The organism is Cognataquiflexum aquatile (assembly GCF_003316845.1).
In the GTDB taxonomy this organism is placed as follows: domain Bacteria; phylum Bacteroidota; class Bacteroidia; order Cytophagales; family Cyclobacteriaceae; genus Cognataquiflexum; species Cognataquiflexum aquatile.
This window is the reverse complement of sequence record NZ_QMIK01000001.1, coordinates 1,501,101-1,524,601: the sequence shown is the minus strand read 5'-3', so window position 1 is coordinate 1,524,601 and position 23,501 is coordinate 1,501,101. Positions and strand designations below refer to the sequence as shown.

Here is a 23,501-nt window from a genome sequence, read left to right as displayed (position 1 = left end):
AGATACTTTAGAGAATGATTACCCTTATTTCCCCTGCAAAAACACTTGATTTAAGTACATCGGAATTACCCGTTTATTCACAGCCTGATTTTCAAAAGGAAACATTTGAATTGGTAAGGATCATGAAGAAAAAATCCATTGGAGATATCCAAGATCTAATGGGAATCAGCGAAAACCTTGCTGTCTTGAATAAGCACCGATTTATGGATTTTCAGAAAAGCTTTGAAGTCCAAAATTCAAAACAGGCGCTGTTGGCATTCAAAGGAGACGTATATATGCAGATGGACGTTGAACATTATTCGCAGGAAGATTTTGATTTTGCCCAAGAGAGACTGAGAATATTGTCAGGATTATATGGGATGCTCAAACCTTTGGACCTCATTCAGCCATACCGTCTCGAGATGGGAATCAGGCTGGAAAATAGAAAAGGAAAAAACCTTTATGAATTTTGGGGAACAAGAATAGCAAAAGCCATCAAGGAGACTGCAAAAGGTGAACCTATAATCAACCTCGCTTCTCAAGAATATTTCAAAGCTGTGGATCTTAAATCTTTGAAAACGAGAGTAATTACCCCCATTTTTCAAGAATACAGAAACGGAAAGTATGAAGTAATAGGATTGTTTGCCAAGAAAGCCCGCGGAATGATGACAAATTATATCATCAAAAACAGGATCAACGATCCGGAATTGTTGAAGACTTTCAATGAAGGCAACTATGAGTGGAAAGGAGAAGAAGAGGGTGGAATCTGGAGATTTGTCAGGTAAATTGTTTTGACAGGGCTTTTTGCATTTGCTAGGTATGTTGTTACCCTCCAAAATCCTAAATAATACCCATAAATGTTTTTTATACTAAAATAAATGTATTTTAAATACATATAAATTTTTTTCTAATTATAGAAAAGCATAGATTTGGGATAAAGATTCTCACGATTCTTTACCTATCTCGCAAATGAAAAGTTTATTTTCTCACCTCACCCTCGTCTTTATACTTATTGGTATTGGTCAAAGATCAATGGCGATAGGTTTGGAAAATGAATACCATCCAAAAACTGAAATTGACGCAGGGTACGCTGTTCGTTTAATAAACGATTTTGGTATTATTGGTCCGGAAGAGCTTTGCCTATATTATGGAAGTATCATTGGGGAATTTTTTGGTGGGGGTTTGGCAACTGATGTTTTCAAATGGAAAATAATCAAAGCCGATGGCAGTGTCCTTGTTGATCGTGAAGGTGGATTTCAGACTTTCAGCCATACATTTTCAGAAGAAGGGTTATTTGATATCCAATTGTCCATCCGAAGAGGGGTGGATGAAGTATATTCTGGCACAAAAAAAATTATCATCAATAAAGGAGCTGACCTTGTCATCGAGAATTCCTATCTCCTTTGCGATGATGGCAAGGCCACATTGACCCTGCTCAACCCCAATACAACCAACCTCAGTTCTTTCCAAATCAAATGGTTTGACAGTTCCGATAAGTTAGTCGGAACCGGAAATAGTATTCAGGTAAATTCACCTGATAAATACAGGGTTGAATTTTTTACCATAAATGAAGTTGGTTTGGAAGTTTGTCCTTTTTCCATCAACACTTACGTGTATAAGCCAAAAGAATACAAATTAGCCATCAGTAATCCCGAAGCTTGTGATGGTGGTACATTGGTTACCGTATCAGCAGGATCATCAAACTTTGGAAAATGGTATTATCAAAAAGAAAATGAAGATGAGAAGGTTTTCTTAAGTGAGGGAAACAAACTGGAGTTTACGAGCTCTAGGAATTTGGATGGCCCCGGGAATTACCTGATCATTTTTGAGGTGGACAACAGAGACAGTGCCTATTGCAAACTGACTGAATCCATCCCTTACAGGGTAAATGTGTCTCCTGAAGTTAATATGAGTCTTGTTCAAGGTTCTACAGATTGCAATGCAAATGACGGAGTGTTTTTATTGGTTGCTGAGACAGACATTGATCTTGTAAGATTCAGAAAAGACGGGATTGTGATTGCCAGATATGAAAAAGTAAAAAAAGGAGATGAAATAAGAATTACTGGTTTAAAATCAGGGTTGTATGGTGTTTCAATTGCCTTAGGAAGTTGTTCCAAAACCTTTGGTGCCCTTATTCCATTGGTTAATGTCCCGTCAAACCTACAGTTTAGCATACAAGAAGTTGTACATGAAACCTGCGATGAAAATGGAAAAATAAATGGCAAGATCAATGTAAAACTATTACAGCCTAATTTTTCAGGAAGGTTCAATCTCCTCACTTCCTCCGGCACAATTGTTCAGTCCAATGTCCTTACCAATGTTCAGGAATTTTCAATATCCGCCCCTGCGGGCAATTACCATATCGAACTTATCAATGGGCAGGGTTGCAGACTACCCACGACTCAAAGAGTGATAATACAAAGCAAGGCACAAGTTGTTTTTACAGCACCCGCAAGGTTGACGATATGTGAATACTTTGATTTCACCCCAACGACTAATCAAAATCTGGAATTTACGCTTACTTATCCGGACGGTTCCAAAGTCACCAAGAACAAAGGAGAAGCATTTAGAATGGACCAATCAGGGGAGTATTTTTTGTTGGGCATGGAAAGTGATTCACAGAATGGATTTTGTCCGAAAGAGACTTCCGTATTCGTCACTGTCAATAAACAGGTGCAATTTGAACCTGAATTGATATCCAAGGATTGTTTTGGCAACAAACAGTACAAAGCCAATTTATTTGGGGAGGATCCAAGTAGATTCAACATCAAGTGGATCAATGAAAAAAACGAAGTGGTCGGCACAGAAGAGTTATTGTTTCCGATTTCATCTGGCGAATTTAAACTTGATGTTCAACCCAAAAACTCAGAAACCTGTCCGGCACCGGCCAAAGCTTTTATCATTGAAAACACCGTCTTGTCTGTCGATGTAAATCTAAAGGCTTCTTTACTTTGTCCAGGAAGTTCTTCTTTGATTGAGCTTGCGACTGATCTAGCTGAAGTCAAGAAGATTTTTTGGTTATTTATCGATCCTGCAGGCAACTCTTCAGTTTTGAATCAGCATGAGGACAAGACCGAATTTACTGTCCAAAATCCAGGTACCTATGAAGCGGTGGTTTTCAATGAGATGAACTGTGAAATCGGAAGAAATCTCATCACTGTGGTGGAAACCACTGCTATGGCAGCATTTCAGATTCCCGAGGAAATCATCATCTGTGATTTTCTTCAACTTGTACCAGAAACGGAATTAGATTTAAATTTCACATTGGTAAATCCAAATGGAGAGATCAGTTTGATTGGTCCCGGGGAAAGTGTCATTTTTTCACAGGAGGGTAAATATACCTTAACCGCTGAAAGTGCCGATGCAGACATGGTTTTGTGTACAATCACGAAGACCATTCAAGTAAAAAGAACTGAGCCAGTGAACTTTGGGCCTCAAATTTCTGAACAAACCTGTGATGGAAAACTTATTTTTGAAGCCAACCTGTTTGGTAAGTCGGCCGTGGAAGTTGATATTTTTTGGTACAATGAATTGGGTGTTCTTGTTGGAAATGAGCAATTCCTGACGCCGGAGACATACGGAGTATTCGCACTTGAAGTAAGGCCAAAGGGCAGCTATCCTTGTCCTGCACCAAATTCCAAAGAGTTTGAAGTGATCAAGCCAATAATTGAAGTAGAAGGAAATTTATCTGCCACGCCGTTTTGTTCAGAAGGGGAAAATGTCACAGTTTCTCTTGAAGCAGATTTTAGATTGGTTTCCAAAATCCAATGGTATTACAGGGATTTCAACGGAAATTTGGTTTGGCTTAAGAATTTTAACGGCCAAAGAGAAATCGTTGTCTCAAAGGAAGGGACTTATGAAGTTGAAATTTTCAATAAACTGGGTTGTACTGTAGGAAAAGATGTCCTCATGGTGATGAGAAGTATGGATGAAAGCAGGCCTCAGGTGGAGGAAACGTACCTGATTTGCCCTTCTTTGGGTTCCGATCAAGGCATCAACCCGGGTAATTTCCAAAAGTACGAATGGATTTTGAATGGAAACCTGATGAGTGAAGAGGCTGTTTTTTCACCTACCGAAAGTGGGAATTATATCCTTACAGTCACTAATTCTGATGGTTGCACATTCAGTACGGCGTTTGAGGTTTTGGTGGAATGTAAGGCCCAGGTTATCCATACGACGGGAATGAGCACAAAGGATTCCCAACGGCCATTTAGGGTCTATTCCAATCCATTGGTAGATGAAATAGGGGTGTGGATTTATAATAATTGGGGACAATTGGTCTACCAATGCAGTAAACAAAATCTAACCGCCGGCAATGAACTCTGCGAATGGTTTGGGGATTTTAATGGGCAGACCATTGAAACAGGTACCTACGCCGTGAAGATTATTTACAAAAACAATGTTGAAAATATTACCAAGTCCATTTGGAGTTCGGTAACCGTCGTAGATTAGAAAAGGAAAATCTAAGATTCTTTCTTTAGGAGATTTTCAACCCATCGTCATCCATAACACAATTGCAATCATTCTATTTTCAATAGATTTTTTGGGTATAATTTCCTATTCCTATATTTTTTTATGAAAGGGCATCGCTATACCTGATATTTTTTATATTTTCCGTCTTAATTAAAAATCAACCCAAACTTAAAAGTCAATTAAAACCTTTTAAACCCAATTAATATGAACGAAAATATCAACAAGACAGCATTATTTAATGCGAGCTGCTTTGCCCTCATTACGACTGCTTTTACCTTTGCCATCCGCGCGGGGATTTTGCCTCAGTTGGGAGACCAGTTTGGCCTGACTGCCGAACAGCTCGGATTCATCAACTCCATGTGGTTTCTGGGCTTTCCGATCTCCATGATCTTGGGCGGGCTTTTTTACCACACCATCGGCCCCAAAATCATCATGCAAATCGCATTTGTTGCCCATACTTTGGGTATCGTTTTGACGATTTATGCAGGCGGTTACACGGGGCTTTTGATTTCTACCTTATTTATCGGTTTTGGTAACGGCTGTACAGAAGCGGCCTGTAATCCTATGATTGCCGACATGTACTCTGGGATCACAATGAATAAAATGCTTAACAGATTCCACATGTGGTTTCCCGGCGGTATAGTTTTGGGAAGTTTGATTTCCAAATTCATGACAGATTTTGGAATGGGATGGCAAATGCAAATGTGGGTATTGATGATTCCTACTTTGATCTATGCATTCCTGTTTTTTGGAAAGGCATTTCCAAAGCCTACTGTGGAGGGTGTTACGTCCATTTCCAGTAATTTGAAGGCAATGTTCTCTCCGGTCTTCATTTTCTTATTTTTCTGTATGGCACTTACCGCGATTTCCGAATTTGGACCACAGCAGTGGGTAAACGTTGTCATGAGCGCAAGTGGCGCAAGCGGAATGCTTATCCTAGCATTGACTACCGGTATTATGGCTGTCGGCAGGTTCTTCGCAGGACCGGTAGTTAAGTCGCTCGGTCAGACAGGCGTGCTACTTGGAGGTGCTATTTTCGCAACTTTAGGTATCTACATGTTTAGCACTGTAACAGGTTCCATGTCCTATTTTGCAGCGGTAATTTTCGCCATAGGCGTTTGTTATTTCTGGCCTGTCATGGTTGGGGCTGTTGCCCAAAGAGTGCCGTTGAGCGGAGCTTTGGGTATGTCAATTATCGGTGGTGTGGGTATGTTCTCCACCGCAATCTTCCAACCTATCATCGGTAGATGGATAGATGAGTCAAGGGCAGATCAAACCGCTTTGGGCTTGGCAGGTGATGCACTTGAATTGGCCGCAGGTCAGGCAACTTTGCTCAAAATGGTGATGTTCCCGGCAATATTGATCGTCTTGTTTACGATCTTCTTTATTTGGCAGAAAAACTCAAAAGTAGCCGCAGGCGCTGCGGCACACTAAAAACTTCAAAGCAGTCCGAAAGGGCTGCTTTTTTTTTGTCTTTTGTTTTGTAAATTCCATCATGAAAAAGTTGGTATTTATTTTCTTCTTTTTGGGTTCTCTGGTTCCCGGTTTTGCTCAGGTCAATGGCCCAATCAAATTGTCAGAAAACAAGAGGTTCTTGGCCCAATCTGACGGCTCTCCTTTTTTTTGGATGGCGGATACTGCCTGGGAATTGTTTCATAGAACTGATAGGGCAGAAGCTGAATACTATCTTGATACAAGGGTATCTCAGGGATTCAATGTTGTTCAGGCCGTAGCCTTGGCAGAATTGGATGGGTTAAATTCACCAAATTCCTACGGGGAAATGCCCTTTAGCTCGATTGCACCTTTGGCCTTCAATGAAAAATATTGGGAGCATGTGGATTATATCATTGATCTAGCTGCGCAAAAGGGAATCCATATAGCCCTTCTGCCTACTTGGGGTGACAAGCTGTATAAAGACAGTTGGGGAATGGGTCCGGAAATATTCAATGAAGAGAATGCCTACACTTATGGAAAATGGATCGGAGCAAGGTACGCCGGAAAGAAAAACCTGATTTGGGTTTTGGGAGGCGACCGCAATCCCCGAAAAGACTCTGATGATGTGGAAGTCTGGAATCAGATGGCAAAAGGAATCCAAGCTTCAGCCCATCAAGACAATCCGATTTTGATGACTTTTCATCCACAGCCAAACCGGCCGGCAGGTTCTTCGACTTGGTTCCATCAAGAGGATTGGCTGGATTTCAACATGCAACAAACGGGACATTGCCCCAATCAACCCACCTACCGAATCATCAGTCACGACTACGGACTCCTTCCCACTAAACCGACTCTTGACGGTGAACCGCTCTACGAAGAACACCCCAACTGCTTCAATGCCAAAGAGCTTGGCTATAGCAACCCGGATGATATCAGAAGAATCATGTATTGGAATGTGTTTGCAGGAGGGGCGGGACAGACCTATGGGTGCCATGCCGTCTGGCAGATGTTTACTTTGGACCGACAGCCGGTCAATGCACCATTGAGACCATGGAAAGTTTCTCTGGATCTCCCTATGGCCAATCAGGTCAAGCATCTCAAAAATCTTATGCTTTCAAAACCGTATTTCACAAGAATTCCTGATGATGTCATGGTGATTAGCAAGCAAGAAGATGATGAGCATTTTGTCATAGCCACAAGGGATCCAGAAGGATCTTATGCGATGGTTTATTTTCCTACCGGAAAAAGCGTGGAAGTAGATTTTTCTAAAATGAAAAATAGAACTCTGAAAGCCAATTGGTACGACCCGAGGACAGGTGTTAGTTTTCCTTATTCAGGAACTGAATTGGTCAAAGGAAAAAATACTATCAAAGCCCCTTCGAATGGAAAGGGTCAGGATTGGGTATTGGTGGTGGAGTGAGTAACACCTAAATAAAAAATAAAACTAATATATTGTCAAATTCCTTTCAATTTACTAGGATTCCTCGAGGTATGGAAAATTCTGGATATAGTTATTTGGTCTTTTGAAAATCTATAAATGACCTTAAAGCTCCAGACAATTAAAAATCTATATTCAGTTTTTTTATGGGATAACAATGGTTCCAATGTCCCCATTTCAGGAGAAGATTCAAGGAGCCTTATTTTTTCTAATATTTTATTTAAGACTATTTCAGCATATGAAAGGCCTTGTTCTTTGCGGATATAATTAATGGCTCTTTCTAATTGACCAAATGCTTTATTTGTCCAGATTATTTTAGCCATTCCCGTGATTTATTGGTTACTTCTTCATGACTTAATACTTCACCCTTTTCTTCCTCCAATTCGGATTCATCGATGTCCGCAAGTAAAGAAAGTTGCTCGTAAACGTCTTCCAGTGTTGATTCAGGCGTCAATCGCTCGGCAATTTGAATCAGATATTTTTTTAAAACAGGATCTTTCATACCTAAATTTATCACAAATAGATGAAATTAACATTAACAATAAATGATAAAAAGAAAGATTATAACAAACCTGTACCATCCTCCAAACTCACTTCATAAAACTTTGGAGTAACCCCAAATCTGGATTCAAAAGCAGGTTGGATGCTTTCTTTGAGGGCTTTGAGTTTTGCTTTTTCGACAATATTGATGGTGCAGCCACCGAATCCTCCACCCATCATGCGGCTGCCAAGGACATAATCCTGTTCCTTGGTAAAATCAACCAAAAAATCAAGTTCAGGACATGATACCTCGTACAGTTTGGAAAGACCTTCGTGGGAAGCATACATTTTTTCTCCAAAACCTTTTAAGTTATTCTGGTCTAATAATGCTGATGCTGCCACCACCCTGTTGTTTTCTTCAATGATGTATTTGCACCTGTTGAAAACTGTTGGGCTGATGTCAGATTGGATAGTATCCAAAAGTGCCAAATCCATGTCCCGTAGAGATTTTATGTCCGGATTATTTTTTTTGGCCGCTTGGACACCTTCCTGACATTCCTGTCTTCTTTTATTGTAGGCAGAATCTGCCAAGGAATGCTTTACACAGGTATCAATCAGCAAAATGCTGTGATTAGGCAAGTTCAGAGGAAAATATTGGAAATCCATTGACCTACAATCCAAGCGGATGACATGGCCTTTTTTGCCCATCACAGAGGCAAACTGGTCCATAATGCCGCATTGAACACCTGCAAAAACATGTTCTGCCTTTTGTGCATAATGGATCAATGAGCGGTTTGGAATATGAAAGCCAAACAAAGTGTTCAATGCAAATCCAACAGCGGCTTCAAAGGCCGCAGAAGAAGAAAGGCCTGCACCCACTGGAATATCCCCGCCAAAAACCATATCAAATCCTTGAACAGCGTATCCGGCTTGTTGCAATTGGGCTGTGACTCCTATGATGTAAGTCGCCCAATGACCTTTTTTTGGACCAAAAGAATCAAGGTTGAAAGCGAATTCCTCCTCAAAATCGACTGAATAAACCTTCGCTTGTCGGGTACGGTTGGCAGCGATGGCGACAATCATTTTCTTATCTATGGCTGCCGGCATCACAAAACCCTCATTGTAATCTGTATGCTCGCCGATCAGGTTAATCCTTCCCGGAGAATAAACGGTCAAAGGTTCTTTTTGAAACAATTCCTTGAAGGTGGTCTCGATAGGTTTCTTCATTTTTAAAATATTCACTCTGCCGTAAATACAAACTGCGTCCTCGATTGAAAGATTTCTTCGGGCATCAGGAGTATGGATGGAAACTCAGGATGGTTGCAGGAATCCGGGAAATGTTGCGTCTCCAGACAGATAGCGGTTCTTTTGCCATAAGTAAGACCATTTTTTCCTTTGAAATTATTTCTAAGATAATTCCCGGTATATACTTGAAGTCCGGGTTCGGTGGTGGAAAGGGTCAATTTTCTCCCTGATTCTGGGTCATAAAGTACGGCGCAATCCTCAGGTTGGTTGAGGACAAAGCAATGGTCGATTCCACCCGCAAGGTCTAACTGTGGATGATTTCGGTGAATAGGTTCACTGATTGTTTTCAGGTTTCTAAAGTCAAATGGAGTTCCGCCGACGTTTGCGATTTCGCCTGTCGGTAAGCTGTTTTGGTTCATTGGAAGGTATTTCTCTGCGTCTCCAAAGAATCCGTGCCCCTCGATTGTTTTGGAGAAATCGCCTGTGAGGTTAAAATAGGCGTGGTTGGTGGGATTGATGATTGTTTTCTCATCGGAGCTCGCTTTATAACTGATCTCAAGCCTGCCAGTTTCATCCAATGTATAAGTCACCCAAACATCCATGGTACCGGGATAATTTTCCTCACCATCCCTGCTTTGGTAATAAAAAGTGACTCCCACCGAATTATGGGTTTCAAATGGTTCTGATTTCCATACTTTCTTATCCCATCCTTCCATTCCGCCATGTAAGTGAGTGCCGTTTAAGTTGGCTGGAAGCTCATATGTTTTTCCTTCCAAATGGAACCGATTGTCAGTAATCCTGCCCGCAATCCTTCCAATCGTTGATCCGATATAGCAATAATGATCTTGATAATCTTTTTGAAGGTAACCTTCCAAGGTATCAAACCCCAACACTACATCCTCCATTTTCCCATTTCGGTCTGGTATAATGAGGTGGGTCCAAGTTGCTCCATAATTCATTACAGAAACCTCAATTTGACCGGGGATTGCAAGAGTAAAAAGATGGATTTCATCTCCTTTGGGAGAAAATCCAAATGTTTTGGAAGTCAAGACAGGTTGCATAGGCTGGTTTGGTTATAAAAAAAGCCATTTAAGGCTTTATAATTTTTTCTTGGAAGAATTTCTTGGAACAAGAGTGGTCAATAACACAAATGACTGTGGATCGTCCGACACTATTTCTTCCAACTGGTCAAGTAAATGATTGGCAGCAAGTTGGCCCATTTCATATCCGGGTTGTGAAACCGTCGTGAGGGAAGGTTCCACCACTGCCGATGTAGGATTGTTTGTAAACCCGGCAAGTGCGATTTGATCAGGTATTTTGATGCCTTTTTCTTTTAACACAATCATGACATCGACTGCCACAGGATCTATCATTGCAAATATGGCGTCAGGAAGATCGCCGCTTTCAAGCATTTCCAAAGTTACTTTGCGGTTCATCTCTGGGGTCAGGTCTGTAAAATAAACCTTGCTGTCTTTTTCCGGTATGCCATATTCCGCCAAAGCTTCAAGGTAACCTTCTTTTCTTTTCTTGCTGATATACAGGTCCTCGGGTCCCGAGAAATAAGCTATTTTCCTACAACCTTGATCCAATAAATGTTTTACTACCAAATAGGCCCCATGTGCATCGTCCACCGTGATTTTGGATACAGGGATTTCTTCAGTCACCCTGTCAAACATGATGAAAGGAATTCCACGGTCATAGATGTCCTGTAGGTGTTCGTAAGTTTTGGTCTCCCTGCTGAGGGAAATCAAGAGACCGTCAACCTGCGAAGACACCAGAGTTTTGATGTTGGCTTTTTCCTGTTCGAAGGATTCATTGGACTGGCATATCATGATATTGTAGCCACGCTTATATGCAGTATCCTGTATTCCGCTGATATTGCTAGAGAAAAAATGGGAAGTCAACTCAGGAACTATGACCCCCAAAACCTTGCTTCGGCTGATCCTGAGACTTTGTGCCAAAAGGTTGTATTGGTAATTCATGCTTTTGGCCATCTCCACGATACGTTTTTTGGTATCGGGATGGAGCTCAGGGGAATCTTTCATCGCCCGGGAAACAGTAGAGACCGACACGCCAAGTTTTTTGGCGATCTCTTTCATTGTAACCTGATGGCCTTTTTTCATGATTTGTTGGTGGTTATATAGGATTTTTATTCTTGGTATACAGTGAATAAAACTGTCTGGCCTACTGCCTTTAGTGTTCTTTTATCGATTATTTCCATATTGTCCATATGGGTATGATGGTAATGGCCAAATCCTGCCCTTGGAGAAAATTCAATGATATCTATCATCGGAATCCCTGCATCTCTATTCACAAAAACATGGTCGTCGATGATTTCTGGAGCATTTTCCATGATAAAGAAGTCTGAATATCCCAATTCTGAGGCAAAATTCCACACTTTATTGACAATGTTTTTGGCATAGCGCATGGAATTGCCCTCTTTGTAGAACCTCGCACCTTTTGCCCCTACAAGATCTACCAATATGCCGTAGTAGGCTGAATAGCCTGCTTGGTGAGGATTTTTCGACCAATGCTGAGAACCGAGACACCACCAAACCTGTGCATTTTTGGAAAAGGAGGTATGTTCAGGTTCTCCATCATCTTCCCCGTCAAAAAGGATAAAATCTATCCCTATTTCAGGTTTTTGCTCTGCAATGCTAATAATTCTGGCAATCTCCAAGAGCACACCGACACCCGAACCGCCGTCATTGGCACCATCTATTGGTTCGCCAATCCTTTCGGTGTCTTTGTCGGCGATTCTTCTTGTATCCCAATGAGCCGCCAATAAAACCCGTTTTTTTGCAGAGGGATTATAAGAAGCGATGACATTGGTCAGATTCCAAAGTTGATTGTCATAGGTTTTGGCCTGAAAATCCTGTGTCTGAACGTCCAATCCAAAGCTTTCAAATTTTTGGACAAGCCACTCTTTTGTTTTTTTATGAGGTTCAGTATTGGGAACTCTTGGACCAAAATCCACCTGTTTTTGGATATAAGCATAGGCGGAGTCAGTCACAAATTCTGGAACGGGCTTGTAAACAACGGGTACCTGAGAGGTTTCAGTTGTTTTGTCACTGCCACATGACCATAGGAAAACAACGAAAAGAAGGATTAATCCCCATCTATTCTTCATATGCCCAATCGATTTTGTCTTTCATATCTTTAACTACGATGCCCAATTCCTTCAAACCCACCCTTATTTCATCCACTTTGGCATAGTTGCGGGCGGTTTTTGATTCGGTATAAAGTTTCAGCAGAACCTCCAAAAGCCCCTGTTGGTTATTGGCAACTTCTTCTTTTAGACCCAATATTTTTTCTACAAAAATCACATAGGTCTGGATCATTTGGTCAAAAATATCCTTGCCAAATACAGCTACATTCAACTGACCAGTATAGACAGAATTGATTTTTTTCAACAAATTGAAAATATGACCAATCGCCTGGGCTGTATTGAAGTCATCATCCATTGCACGGTATGCATTGCTGATGCTGCTTTCTACTTGCTTGACCTGCTCCGCATCCAATGTTTGAGAATCATCCGCCTCAAATTCCAATTTTTTTGCAATCCTTAAACCATTGATGATTTTCTTATATCCTTTTTGGGCGGCTTTCAGGGCATCATTGGAGAAATCCAAAGTGGACCGATAGTGTGCCGTCAATATGAAATAACGGATCGTCATCGGGCTATAGGCTTGTTCCAGGAGTTTGTGGTCTCCGGTGAAAAGCTCCTGAAGGGTAATGAAATTACCCAATGATTTGCCCATCTTCTGTCCATTGATGGTGATCATATTGTTATGCATCCAATACTTGGCAGGGTCCTGATGGTTGCAGGCATTGCCCTGTGCAATTTCACATTCATGGTGCGGAAACATCAAATCCATTCCGCCTCCGTGGATGTCAAACTGCTTTCCAAGGTACTTGGAACTCATGGCAGTACACTCGAGGTGCCAACCCGGGAAGCCCGTACCCCAAGGTGATTCCCATTTCATCAAATGCTCGGGAGAAGCATTTTTCCACAATGCAAAATCAACAGAATTTCTTTTCTCGCCCTGTCCGTCAAGGTCACGGCTTCCGCTGATCAGCTCGTCCAAAACCCGGCCTGAAAGCTTTCCATATTCGTACGTTTCATTGTATTTCAATACATCAAAATATACCGATCCATTGACAACATACGCCAAACCTTCTTTCAAAATGTTCTCAACCAAAGTGATCTGCTCAGGAATATGCCCTGTTGCCCTTGGTTCAATGCTCGGCTTCCATGTATTGAGCGCCTCCATGTCACGGTGGTAAGTGTCAGTATATTGCTGCGCCACTTCCATCGGTTCCAATTGCTCCAATTTTGCTTTTTTGGCAATTTTGTCCTCGCCCTCATCCGCATCACCCTGCAAATGTCCTACATCTGTGATGTTTCGGACATAGCGTACACGATAGCCAAGATGCGTAAGGTATCTATTGACAGTATCAAAAGTGATTGCCGGTCTCGCATGGCCTAGATGCGCATCTCCGTATACGGTAGGTCCGCAGACATACATGCCAACAAAAGGGGGGTTGATCGGTTCAAAATCTTCTTTCTTGCGGGAAAGAGTGTTGTAGATTTTTAGATTATGGGTCATAATATAAGGGTACGGAATACCAAAGAATAAAGGTATTTAAAATGAAGACGCAAAATAGAAAATAGAAATCGGGAATGAAAAGAAATGGGTTGGGATAAGCCTTTAATATTCAATTGATCTCCTGATGGTAAAAAATCAATCAGGTTTTGTTGGGTGTCAATCAGGTTTTCCAAGTATTCCAGTGGTTTAAAAAGAAAAGACCGTCTGAAATGTTTTCAAACGGTCTCGTTTCTAATCTCTGGCTTCTCGCAAATCAATGCTTGAAATGTCTCACACCTGTCATCACCATGCTTATGCCATGTGCATCACAGAAGTCGACGCTGTCTTGGTCCTTGATGGATCCGCCAGGTTGGACGACAGCGGTGATGCCTGCTTCATGGGCGATTTCTACGCAATCAGGAAAAGGGAAAAATGCGTCTGAAGCCATCACGGCACCTTTCAGCTCAAAGCCAAATGACTTCGCTTTTTCGATGGCTTGTCTCAGTGCGTCCACCCTTGATGTCTGTCCCACTCCCGAAGCAAACAATTGGTTGCTGTTGCTCAGGATGATCGTATTGGATTTGGTATGCTTACAGACTTTGGCAGCAAATACCAAGGCGTCCTGTTCTTCGTTCGTTGGGGTGATTTTGGTCACTACTTTGAAGTCGGCTTTGGTTTCGGTCTTCAGATCTTTGTCCTGTTCGATGATGCCATTGAGCAAAGTTTTGATTTGCTTGGTGCCTTCGATTTGGATTTTCTGCCTGAGGAGGATTCTGTTTTTCTTCCCTTTGAGCAATGCCAAGGCATCTTCGTCAAAAGAAGGAGCAATCAGCACTTCAAAGAAAAGGCTGTGCATTTCTTCAGCTGCCGCAAGGTCTACGTTTTGGTTGGTGATTAAAACACCTCCAAAGGCGGAAGTGGTATCCGCTTCAAATGCTTTTTTGTAAGCTTCCTGAACAGTTTTGGCAGTTGCCACACCGCAGGCATTGGTATGTTTTAGAATGGCAAATGCCGTTTCTCCTTCAAATTCAGCAATCAAAGCAACTGCTGCATCCACATCCACCAAGTTGTTATAGGAAAGTTCTTTTCCGTTCAATTGGTCAAACAAAGCCTCCATGTCTCCGTAGAAATGGGCGGCCTGATGTGGGTTTTCTCCGTAGCGTAATGCCTTGGCTTTCGTTTCAGAGATTTTGAGGGCAGGGATATTTTCAGTTTGGTTGAAAAAGTTGAAAATATGGGTATCATAATTCGAAGAAACCTGAAATGCCTGAGCTGCAAAATAACGTCTGTCTTCCAAAGTCGTTGCGCCGTCCTGTAGGCTTAGTCTTTCTTCAAGTTCAGCATATTGTCCTTTGGAGGCGATGATGACGACATCCTTGAAGTTTTTGGCTGCTGCACGGATGAGGGAAATGCCTCCGATGTCTATTTTTTCGATGATATCCGCTTCGGAAGCACCTGAGGCGACAGTTTCTTCAAATGGATACAAGTCCACGATCACCAGGTCAATTGCCGGAATATCAAACTCAGTGGCTTGGGAAATATCTCCGGAATGGTCTCTTCGGTGCAGAATTCCTCCAAAAATCTTTGGATGAAGGGTTTTTACACGTCCTCCGAATATTGACGGATAGCCTGTCAGTTCCTCTACAGGGATGACTTCAGCACCTTGTTGTTCGATAAAAGCCTGAGTGCCGCCTGTGGAGTAAATGGTCACTCCTTGTGCTTTCAGTTGGGCAATGATAGGTTCAAGATTGTCTTTGTAATAGACCGAAATGAGGGCGGATTGTATTTTTTTGGTAGCCATGTTTGAATGAATCCCACAAAGTCACTTTTCAGAACAGAAATAGTGTGCCAATGGGGTGATTTATTTATTGGAAATTTTTCAAGTCGCAAAGGTAGGAAAACCAAGGGATTATAGCAGGCTTTCAATCACATTTGGGAAGTATTTGTGCTCGAGTTGGTGGACTTTGTGGGCAATATCATCGGGGCTATCGGTAGGATTGACCGGCACAGCGGCCTGAAAGATAATTTTACCTTCATCATAATGTTCATTGACCAAGTGTATGGTGATTCCTGTTTCAGCATCCCCTGCATCTTTCACAGCTTGGTGTACATGGGCACCATACATTCCTTTTCCTCCGTAGTTTGGTAATAAGGCAGGGTGGATGTTGACTATTTGATCTGGGAAAGCTTGGATGAGATTATCGGGAATTTTGAGAAGAAAGCCCGCCAATACTACCAAATCGACTCCTAAGGTCTGGAGTTGGTCGGTGAGTATTCCGGATTCAAGTTCTGATTTTGAAAAAGTATAAGTAGGAACCTGAAATTTTTTAGCCCTTTCAAGCACGAAAGCATCTTTTTTGTTTGAAGCCACAAGGACCACTTGGACTTTTGAGGAGTTTTGGAAATACTCCATGATCTTTTCGGCATTGGTACCGCTACCGGAAGCTAGGATGGCTATTTTTTTCAAGATTGCTTGGCTTTTTTTGAAGCCGTAAAAATAGAGGATTGGTATCTAAAATTCCTTTTAAATCCTGGAATAAATCATCCAAGGTTTTTTCTGATAATTATTGTTCTGAACCCAATGCAATTTTAACCAAGATATGTTTTGAACTCAAAGCAAAAATGGAATCACTTCTTGAATTCGGTTTTTTTGATCTCAAATCTCAAATCTAACCTACAAAAAAGCCATGCTCAAAATCCCTGTAAACATCAGCATTTTGGAAAGAATACTCAGTTGGGTGAAATGGGCTTTACGGTCAGCCATGTAGATTTTGTACATAAAAATAAAAAAGAGGATACTCAGACCTCCAAAGTAAAAGTAAAGCTGGGTATTATTGATCTTAAAAGTCACCACTAAAATCGCGCTGATAAAGCAAAAGGCGATCATGAAAATGATCCTTTTGGTATTGCGGAAGCCAAAAACGATCGGAAGTGTACGGCAACCGTGTTTTCTGTCGCCTTGCCTGTCTTCGATGTCTTTGATGATTTCTCGGATCAGGTTGATAAAAAAAGCAAAAATGGCGTATGTCAAGACCAACAGTTCGGACTTTTGATAATAATACCCGATCATCCAAATGGCTGTTCCTGTCAATAAGGCCACGGTGAAATTCCCTATAAAAGGCAGCCGTTTCAGGGAATTACTATAAAGCCAAAGTAAAAAAGAGGCGATGAAGTTGATCACTGCGATCCTTGGACTGACTATCAGCCCGATCCCGACCCCGCTGATGTTAAGGATGGTATGGAGAAAAATAGCGACTCGTCTCTTCATCCCTTTGCCGATAATGACTTCATCTGGTTTGTTGACATAGTCGATTTTGACATCATAATAGTCATTGATCATGTAGCCGGCAGCCGTCAGGATGACGGTGGACAGGATGATCAGATAAAGGTTGATGTCTTGAAGCACAGGAAGTCCCTTTCGGGTGGTCTCCACCAAAAAAAACGCAGTCATCAGTTGTGCAAAAGCCACAATCACCAGATTGAGAGGTCTGCTGATTTTGAGAAGACTCCAAAATGAAAGTCTTTTGGCTTTGGTTGTGGCGCTCATGGTTCAAAATTAAAACAAAAAGGTCAGGAACTTGGATATATTCCTGACCTCTACCAACTTTATTTTAAAGCATTAGGTTTTGAATGTCTGGATTATTTTCCATCCAAATTTGGAAGTCCTGTTTTTTGAAGAAGACCTTCCTCCTTCATCAGTTTTTCGATGTCGGCAATGGTTCTAGGTACAAATTCACTCAGGTTTTCATTACCTTCCTTGGTGATGAGAATATTGTCTTCGATCCTGATACCTATTTTCCACCATTTGGGATCTACCTGACTGCCTTCAGGAATGTATATGCCCGGTTCTATGGTCAAGATCATTCCTGGTTCCAAAATGCCATAAGCACCCCGGTCATGCACATCCAGACCTAAATGATGCCCGATACCATGCGGAAAATAAGGATGGCGTTCACCCGCTTTGACCAAGCCCAACTTCACAAGTCCTTCGTCAATCACCTTGCGGGCGACGGCATCGACTTCTCTATAATCAGCGCCAACCGTACAAGCCTTTGTGCCGGCTTCCAAGGCTTTCAGGACAATTTCATAAATGGCTTTTTCTTCAGGAGAAAAAACACCTTTGACCGGTGCTGTTCTTGTGATGTCACCGGAATAGCCTCTGTATTCCGCGCCTACGTCCATCAACACGACTCCTTCCCGGAGATTAACTACACCATTGTCAACATAGTGCAGAATAGTGGAGTTGTTGCCCGAACCGACAATTGAACCATAACCGACATATTCTGCGCCCATGGCCTTATGGACAAATTCATGTGCGCCTTGGATTCCCCTTTCAGTCGTGCCGGGTTGGATAGATCTGAACGCTTCCATATGTCCATAACCTGAGATAGCGACTGCTTTTCGCAGAATTTTGATTTCTTCCTCGGTTTTGATCACCCTCATCCTTTCCATGATATTGTTCAGCGCCATATCTGCAGGCTTCAAAGGTGTAGAATGGGCTGATTTCAAGGCAGTGACCATGGCCTTTAGAGGATTGTTGTAGTCATTTCTTTCAATTTCACCGAGGTCAAAAGAAAGCACGCTTTTCAGTTGCTTCAGGTCAATTACAGGATTTTTTAGAAAATCTGAATAAAGATAAACATGCTCAAATCCGAGCTTTTCTTTGACTCCTTCCACACCCAATCTTTCTCCGTCCCATTGTTCCTTTGCAGGATCTTTGGGTTGGATATAGATGATTTCATTGACTGATTTGCCATCGATGGTTTGCGGCGTTTTGAAGACGATCAAGGCAGAATTCGGCTCCCTGAAACCGGTGAAATAATAAAAATCGGAGTTTGGTCTATAGGTAAAATCAGTGTCGTTGGACCTGTTTTTGACTGGATTGTTGAAGAAAACAGCTGCCGAATTTTCAGGCAACAAAGCCCTCAGTGCTTCCCTGCGGCCTTTGTGAAATTCGGGACTCAAACCATCATCGAAAAAGGATTGGGCAGAAAGGTTGTTTACGGATGAAATGAAAGTTAGGAATGCAAAAAGGCAAAGGAGCTTGGTTTGGAATTTCATTTATTCAGAATGTTGGATTAGGAAGGAAATATAGCGTCACTTTTATAAAAAAGTAAACCAACCATGAAAAATCAGATCCGATCCTAAATAATTCCTGCCGATTGACAAGTTGGAAAAAAGCTTCCAATTTGTAAATCCATATATTTACCAAAATTTAAACCATTGTTGAGAATGAAAAAATTGATGACAATTTTCATGTTTGTACTTTTTAGCTTCATGGCTTTTGCTCAAAACCAAAAAAATACTTCTTCCGCAAAACCCAAGATTGTGGTGGGGATTGTGGTCGACCAGATGAGGCAAGAGTATTTTTATAAGTTTCAGGACAGGTATACCGAAGGTGGATTCAAGAGGTTGATGAAAGAAGGCTTCATGATGAAAAATGCCCATTACAACTACATTCCAACCTTTACTGGTCCGGGCCATGCATCTGTCTACACCGGAACAACACCTGCCATACACGGCATCATTGCCAATGAATGGTATGTGCGAAGCCTTGGCAGGACGATGTATTGTGCTGAAGACAGTACAGTCAGTGCCGTCGGAGGAGATATTAAAAACGGGAAAATCTCCCCGCGGAATATGTATTCAACCACAATCTCGGATGAAATGAGATTTGCATCAAACAAAAGGTCAAAAGTTGTAGGTATTGCCATCAAAGACAGAGGAGCCTCCCTTCCTGCAGGTCATTTAGGAGATGCATATTGGTTTGACAACATTACCGGCAATTTCATGACTTCAACCTATTATTATGACTCATTACCCGCTTGGGTACAAAAATTCAATGATAAGAAACTGGCTGAAAAATACCTTTCAACAAAATGGGAGCCACTTTTCCCTATTGATACTTACATCCAGAGCATTTCCGATCACAATGAATTTGAAGCACCGTTTATCGGGATGGATTCGACAGCATTCCCTTACGACCTTCCCGCTCTGATGGCCAATAATGAGGGTCTGGGTTTGGTGGCGAATACTCCTTTTGGGAATACCTTGACTTTGGATATGGCATATGCTGCCATAGAGGGAGAGAAATTAGGAAAAAGGGGAGAAACAGATCTGTTGGCCATCAGTTTTTCATCCCCGGATTACATTGGACATAGATTTGGTCCAAGTTCTATCGAGTTGGAAGATAATTACCTTCGGTTGGACAAAGACCTTGAAAAGTTTTTTAATTATTTGGACAAAGAATATGGAAAAGATGAATACGTGGTATTTCTCACAGCCGACCATGCTGTTGCAGATATTGTAGAGTATATGAATAGTGAGAAAGTACCTGCAGGCCTCTTCAATACCAGACAGGTTCTTACCCAAATGAAGGGTTTCTGCATCATCAATTATGGGGAAGGTGATTGGATTTCCAATTTTTCCAATGAGCAGGTTTTTCTCAACCATGCATTGGCCAAGGAAAAAGGAGTTGCAATAGAGAAAATCCAACGTGAATTGGGAGAATTTCTCTTAAATCGGTACGATGGAATCAAGGAAGTGTACACAGCTACTGACATGAAAAGAATGGATTACGTGACCGGTCACAAAAACCTTCTCCAGATGGGATTCAATCATAAAGCATCCGGAGACCTTCTCTTACTATTGGAACCCGCTTGGATCAGCAGTTTTTGGAAAAAAGGCACCACCCACGGGACAGGCTATACTTACGACACCCATGTGCCTATTGTATTTATGGGATGGAATGTTCCACAAGGTGAAAGTTCAAGGTACACTACCGTCACCGACATTGCTCCGACACTTTCTATGATGCTTGATATCCGATTGCCGAATGGAGCCACGGGTCAACCGATATTGGAGATTGTGGATAAGAAATGATTCGGATCTAACAGATACTGGACATTTGGATAATATCTGTCCATAGACCACAGTCGACAGTCCATAGCCACTTCAATTGAACCTCACTCCGAGTTTTAAATGGTTAAGGAAAGAAAGTGTAAATCCATAACTAAGATATTTAGAGTTAATCATTTTCAAAAAAAAAAGAACAGCTTCCCCTCCAAAAACGGGAAGCTGTTTTGATTTCAAAACCTGCTCAAATAACCAAATAACCAATAACCATTAACCAAATAACCAATCACCTACTCCTTCCAGGACATCGGATAATTGGGATCGACAAATTCAAGACCTTGGGTCGTCACTTGCAAAGGTTTGAAGGTGTCAAGCATCACGGCGATCTCTTCCGTGGATTTTGCTCCGATGGATTTTTCGACAGTTCCCGGATGCGGGCCATGCGGAAGTCCGCCCATATGGATGGTGAAAGATCCCCGGTCAATTCCTTTTCTGCTCATAAATTCTCCCTCAGCATAATATAGCACTTCATCTGAGTCGATATTGCTATGGTTGTATGGGGCAGGAATGGCCAATGGATGGTAATCAAACAGCCTTGGCACAAAAGAACAAATCACAAATCCCCAAGCCTGAAAAGTCTGATGTACCGGAGGCGGCTGATGAATTCTACCCGTGATCGGTTCAAAATCATGGATCGAAAGGGCGTAAGGATACAGGTAACCATCCCATCCGACGATGTCCAATGGACTGTGCCCGTAAGTATAGGGATGGAGCATTCCCCCTTTTTTGATCTGGACAAGGTAATCACTCTTTTCTGAATCGATGATCAATTCACTTGGCGTGCGGATATCCCTTTCGCAGTAGGGAGAATGTTCCAACAATTGCCCGACCTCATTTCGATATCTTTTGACTGTTTCGATCGGGCCATGAGATTCTATCACCAATAGTCGCAGTGGACCTTCTTCTTTCCATTCAAACCTGTAAATCGTAGTCCTCGGAATCACAATATAATCCCCTTGCCGCACTTCCAATTTCCCAAATTGTGAATACATCACTCCTTCGCCGTCATGGACGTAGATCAGTTCGTCCCCATCTGCATTTTTGAAGAAAAAGTCCATTTTCCGCTCTTCAGGTGTGCAGATACCCATCATGACGTCATTGTTCATCATGAGCATTTTGCGTGCGGAAAGATAGTCTTTGCCGGTGATGCCCACCCCGGAAGTTTTGAGATGTGTCTGTTGCAACCCATGTGCTTTGGCAGGTTCCCAAGAAAATGGGCTTGGCTTGCCTATAGATTTGACATCGTTGGGATTGTAAATATGGTAAAGATTGGAGCAGATGCCGGAAAATCCTTTGGAGCTTACAAGTTCTTCTTTGTAGAGGCTTCCGTCAGGCTGTCTGAATTGAGTATGTCTTTTTGGGGGAATATTCCCTAATCTGTGGTAGTAAGCCATTTGTATTTGGGTTTATGTATCCAACAAATTTATAAAAAATGAAATACCATTCTTCCGGGATACAAATTAAAGTAGGGAGCAAAAAAAAAGAGCGGCATATGCCGCTCTCTTATTGGATTTGGTATTTTCAATCTTTTCCAAAAAGGAATTTGGTAAGTTCATCTTTTGCAGCTCCGGTTTTCTTTTGCAGCCTACCGAGTAATTGATCTTCCTGACCTTCTGCATAAACAAGGTCATCATCTGTGAGTTCCCCGTATTTTTCTTTTAATTTACCTTTCAGCTCATTCCAGTTTCCTTTGATCTTTAAGTCTAGTGACATGGTCGTTTTGGTTTTAGTTTAATATAAAATTCACAATAAATAAAACAAATACTATTCCAAATATAAAATATTAGATATTTATTATGAAAAATATTGCAAAAACAATTCCGTTACTCCTCTTATTGGCTTGTGGAGGAAATGATCAGGAACAAAATCTCGTTTGGTCGGATGAATTTGACATCGATGGTCTCCCTGACCCCGGAAAATGGAGCTATGATGTCGGCGATCACGGTTGGGGCAACAATGAATTGCAATACTACACCAAAGAAACTCTTGCAAACGCAAGGGTTGAAAAAGGGAGCCTCATTATAGAAGCCCATCAGGACAGTACCTTTTCCAAGGGGTATACCTCAGCCAGATTGGTCACCAAAGGGAATGCAGCGTGGCAGTATGGCTACATTGAGATAAAAGCAAAGCTTCCTTCTGGCTTGGGAACATGGCCTGCTATATGGATGCTTCCCGAAGAAAACAAATATGGGGGATGGCCCAAAAGCGGCGAAATCGACATCATGGAGCATGTTGGTTATGATCAGGGCATAGTCCACGGGACGGTCCATACTGAAGCATTCAACCATACGATCGGAACTCAAATGGGAGCGACCAAATCAGTGCTTACCTGTTCCGAGGAATTTCATACCTATGCCATCGATTGGCAGGAAAAGAAAATAGATTTTTATATCGACGGAGAGCTTTATCACACTTTTGTGAATACAGAAAAGAATACCGCCGAATGGCCATTTGATATGCCATTTCACCTGATCATGAATATTGCCGTCGGTGGAAATTGGGGAGGCAGCAAGGGGGTTGCCGCTGATATTTGGCCCCAAAGAATGGAAGTGGATTACGTGAGGGTTTATCGAGAAAAGCCGGAGGAAGTTAAATAAGGGAAATTGAAATCCTGACTTTTTCAAATGGAAATGATCAGGATCAATTCATCCAATTTGGGCCTAATCCACTTTTAAACATGTAATTTTTCGGTTACGATCGAAGAATTACATGTTTATTTTCGGTTAGGTTGGAAAAGCTTCACAAGGAATCAAAGTTTCAAAGCATTCCTCATCCATAAGAAATTACTTTTTAGATAACATTTAACTGCTCAGAAGTAGAATAATCCCTCACATCGCCACTCCATTAAAAGGGTTAAACCGCCTCCTGCCTACTGACATGCCGATGGCACGGCATACTGTTTGAGGGAATTGTTTTCACCAAACCTGGATATTTTTAAGCCAAAATAT

General features: G+C 41.7%; 19 protein-coding genes. 6 read left to right on the top strand and 13 right to left on the bottom strand.

The features are described 5' to 3' along the window. The first annotated feature begins 14 nt into the window (after nt 1–14). From yaaA to DQW11_RS06150, 4 genes are all read left to right on the top strand, one after another. Complete coding sequence (gene yaaA / locus DQW11_RS06165) at nt 15–764, top strand: peroxide stress protein YaaA (RefSeq protein ID WP_113923080.1); 750 nt, start codon at nt 15–17, stop codon at nt 762–764. Between the two features lie 184 nt (nt 765–948). Continuing rightward, a complete protein-coding gene (locus tag DQW11_RS06160) occupies nt 949–4,431 on the top strand; it encodes a hypothetical protein (RefSeq protein ID WP_157966050.1) in 3,483 nt (1,160 codons plus the stop codon). A gap of 225 nt (nt 4,432–4,656) precedes the next feature. Next, entirely contained in the window at nt 4,657–5,886 is a 1,230-nt protein-coding gene (locus DQW11_RS06155) for an MFS transporter (RefSeq protein WP_113923078.1), read from the top strand. Between the two features lie 61 nt (nt 5,887–5,947). Further along, nucleotides 5,948–7,306, top strand: coding sequence for a glycoside hydrolase family 140 protein (locus tag DQW11_RS06150; protein ID WP_113923077.1), 1,359 nt, complete (start codon nt 5,948–5,950; stop codon nt 7,304–7,306). A 35-nt stretch (nt 7,307–7,341) separates the two neighbouring features. Here the strand turns inward: DQW11_RS06150 and DQW11_RS06145 are convergent, their stop codons facing one another. The 11 genes from DQW11_RS06145 to DQW11_RS06095 form a co-directional block, all read right to left on the bottom strand. Next, nucleotides 7,342–7,647, bottom strand: a complete 306-nt coding sequence (locus tag DQW11_RS06145; RefSeq protein ID WP_113923076.1) for a type II toxin-antitoxin system RelE/ParE family toxin — start codon at nt 7,645–7,647, stop codon at nt 7,342–7,344. Further along, on the bottom strand, nt 7,635–7,826 hold the full coding sequence (locus DQW11_RS06140; RefSeq protein WP_113923075.1) for a hypothetical protein: 192 nt from the start codon (nt 7,824–7,826) through the stop codon (nt 7,635–7,637). The genes DQW11_RS06145 and DQW11_RS06140 overlap by 13 nt, the downstream gene beginning before the upstream one ends. A gap of 59 nt (nt 7,827–7,885) precedes the next feature. Further along, nucleotides 7,886–9,031, bottom strand: a complete 1,146-nt coding sequence (gene galK, locus DQW11_RS06135; protein WP_113923074.1) for a galactokinase — start codon at nt 9,029–9,031, stop codon at nt 7,886–7,888. Nucleotides 9,032–9,042: 11 nt separating this feature from the next. After that, on the bottom strand, nt 9,043–10,110 hold the full coding sequence (locus DQW11_RS06130) for an aldose epimerase family protein (RefSeq protein ID WP_113923073.1): 1,068 nt from the start codon (nt 10,108–10,110) through the stop codon (nt 9,043–9,045). A 36-nt stretch (nt 10,111–10,146) separates the two neighbouring features. Further along, nucleotides 10,147–11,172 (bottom strand): LacI family DNA-binding transcriptional regulator, encoded by a 1,026-nt coding sequence (locus DQW11_RS06125; protein WP_113923072.1) that lies wholly within the window; start codon nt 11,170–11,172, stop codon nt 10,147–10,149. A gap of 26 nt (nt 11,173–11,198) precedes the next feature. Further along, a complete protein-coding gene (locus DQW11_RS06120; RefSeq protein WP_113923071.1) occupies nt 11,199–12,179 on the bottom strand; it encodes a M28 family peptidase in 981 nt (326 codons plus the stop codon). Continuing rightward, entirely contained in the window at nt 12,169–13,659 is a 1,491-nt protein-coding gene (gene cysS / locus DQW11_RS06115; RefSeq protein WP_394337133.1) for a cysteine--tRNA ligase, read from the bottom strand. The genes DQW11_RS06120 and cysS overlap by 11 nt, the downstream gene beginning before the upstream one ends. A 253-nt stretch (nt 13,660–13,912) precedes the next feature. Further along, entirely contained in the window at nt 13,913–15,439 is a 1,527-nt protein-coding gene (gene purH, locus DQW11_RS06110) for a bifunctional phosphoribosylaminoimidazolecarboxamide formyltransferase/IMP cyclohydrolase (RefSeq protein ID WP_113923069.1), read from the bottom strand. A gap of 108 nt (nt 15,440–15,547) precedes the next feature. After that, nucleotides 15,548–16,105, bottom strand: coding sequence for a phosphoribosylglycinamide formyltransferase (purN, locus tag DQW11_RS06105; RefSeq protein WP_113923068.1), 558 nt, complete (start codon nt 16,103–16,105; stop codon nt 15,548–15,550). A gap of 207 nt (nt 16,106–16,312) precedes the next feature. After that, the gene (locus DQW11_RS06100) at nt 16,313–17,185 is read right to left on the bottom strand and encodes a geranylgeranylglycerol-phosphate geranylgeranyltransferase (RefSeq protein WP_113923067.1); all 873 of its coding nucleotides are present in this window, start codon (nt 17,183–17,185) and stop codon (nt 16,313–16,315) included. A gap of 92 nt (nt 17,186–17,277) precedes the next feature. After that, nucleotides 17,278–18,699, bottom strand: coding sequence for an aminopeptidase P N-terminal domain-containing protein (locus tag DQW11_RS06095; protein WP_113923066.1), 1,422 nt, complete (start codon nt 18,697–18,699; stop codon nt 17,278–17,280). A 171-nt stretch (nt 18,700–18,870) separates the two neighbouring features. Here DQW11_RS06095 and pafA point away from each other — a divergent pair, with 171 nt between their 5' ends. Beyond that, the gene (pafA, locus tag DQW11_RS06090; RefSeq protein WP_113923065.1) at nt 18,871–20,520 is read left to right on the top strand and encodes an alkaline phosphatase PafA; all 1,650 of its coding nucleotides are present in this window, start codon (nt 18,871–18,873) and stop codon (nt 20,518–20,520) included. Between the two features lie 263 nt (nt 20,521–20,783). Here the strand turns inward: pafA and DQW11_RS22685 are convergent, their stop codons facing one another. Next, a complete protein-coding gene (locus tag DQW11_RS22685) occupies nt 20,784–21,947 on the bottom strand; it encodes a homogentisate 1,2-dioxygenase (protein ID WP_113923064.1) in 1,164 nt (387 codons plus the stop codon). Nucleotides 21,948–22,074: 127 nt separating this feature from the next. Beyond that, nucleotides 22,075–22,266 carry a CsbD family protein gene (locus tag DQW11_RS06080; protein ID WP_113923063.1) on the bottom strand — a complete coding sequence of 64 codons (192 nt, stop codon included), beginning with the start codon at nt 22,264–22,266 and terminating at the stop codon, nt 22,075–22,077. Between the two features lie 83 nt (nt 22,267–22,349). Here DQW11_RS06080 and DQW11_RS06075 point away from each other — a divergent pair, with 83 nt between their 5' ends. Further along, the gene (locus DQW11_RS06075) at nt 22,350–23,150 is read left to right on the top strand and encodes a glycoside hydrolase family 16 protein (protein WP_113923062.1); all 801 of its coding nucleotides are present in this window, start codon (nt 22,350–22,352) and stop codon (nt 23,148–23,150) included. Nucleotides 23,151–23,501 lie beyond the last annotated feature (351 nt).

Coding starts and splice junctions, on each gene's coding strand:
- DQW11_RS06160 (WP_157966050.1), top strand. CDS start 949: ATGAAAAGTTTATTTTCTCACCTCACCCTCGTCTTTATACTTATTGGT.
- DQW11_RS06125 (WP_113923072.1), bottom strand. CDS start 11,172: ATGAAAAAAGGCCATCAGGTTACAATGAAAGAGATCGCCAAAAAACTT.
- DQW11_RS06130 (WP_113923073.1), bottom strand. CDS start 10,110: ATGCAACCTGTCTTGACTTCCAAAACATTTGGATTTTCTCCCAAAGGA.
- DQW11_RS06140 (WP_113923075.1), bottom strand. CDS start 7,826: ATGAAAGATCCTGTTTTAAAAAAATATCTGATTCAAATTGCCGAGCGA.
- yaaA (WP_113923080.1), top strand. CDS start 15: ATGATTACCCTTATTTCCCCTGCAAAAACACTTGATTTAAGTACATCG.
- purH (WP_113923069.1), bottom strand. CDS start 15,439: ATGGCTACCAAAAAAATACAATCCGCCCTCATTTCGGTCTATTACAAA.
- pafA (WP_113923065.1), top strand. CDS start 18,871: ATGAAAAAATTGATGACAATTTTCATGTTTGTACTTTTTAGCTTCATG.
- DQW11_RS22685 (WP_113923064.1), bottom strand. CDS start 21,947: ATGGCTTACTACCACAGATTAGGGAATATTCCCCCAAAAAGACATACT.
- galK (WP_113923074.1), bottom strand. CDS start 9,031: ATGAAGAAACCTATCGAGACCACCTTCAAGGAATTGTTTCAAAAAGAA.
- DQW11_RS06075 (WP_113923062.1), top strand. CDS start 22,350: ATGAAAAATATTGCAAAAACAATTCCGTTACTCCTCTTATTGGCTTGT.
- DQW11_RS06080 (WP_113923063.1), bottom strand. CDS start 22,266: ATGTCACTAGACTTAAAGATCAAAGGAAACTGGAATGAGCTGAAAGGT.
- DQW11_RS06145 (WP_113923076.1), bottom strand. CDS start 7,647: ATGGCTAAAATAATCTGGACAAATAAAGCATTTGGTCAATTAGAAAGA.
- DQW11_RS06120 (WP_113923071.1), bottom strand. CDS start 12,179: ATGAAGAATAGATGGGGATTAATCCTTCTTTTCGTTGTTTTCCTATGG.
- DQW11_RS06095 (WP_113923066.1), bottom strand. CDS start 18,699: ATGAAATTCCAAACCAAGCTCCTTTGCCTTTTTGCATTCCTAACTTTC.
- DQW11_RS06155 (WP_113923078.1), top strand. CDS start 4,657: ATGAACGAAAATATCAACAAGACAGCATTATTTAATGCGAGCTGCTTT.
- DQW11_RS06100 (WP_113923067.1), bottom strand. CDS start 17,185: ATGAGCGCCACAACCAAAGCCAAAAGACTTTCATTTTGGAGTCTTCTC.
- cysS (WP_394337133.1), bottom strand. CDS start 13,659: ATGACCCATAATCTAAAAATCTACAACACTCTTTCCCGCAAGAAAGAA.
- DQW11_RS06150 (WP_113923077.1), top strand. CDS start 5,948: ATGAAAAAGTTGGTATTTATTTTCTTCTTTTTGGGTTCTCTGGTTCCC.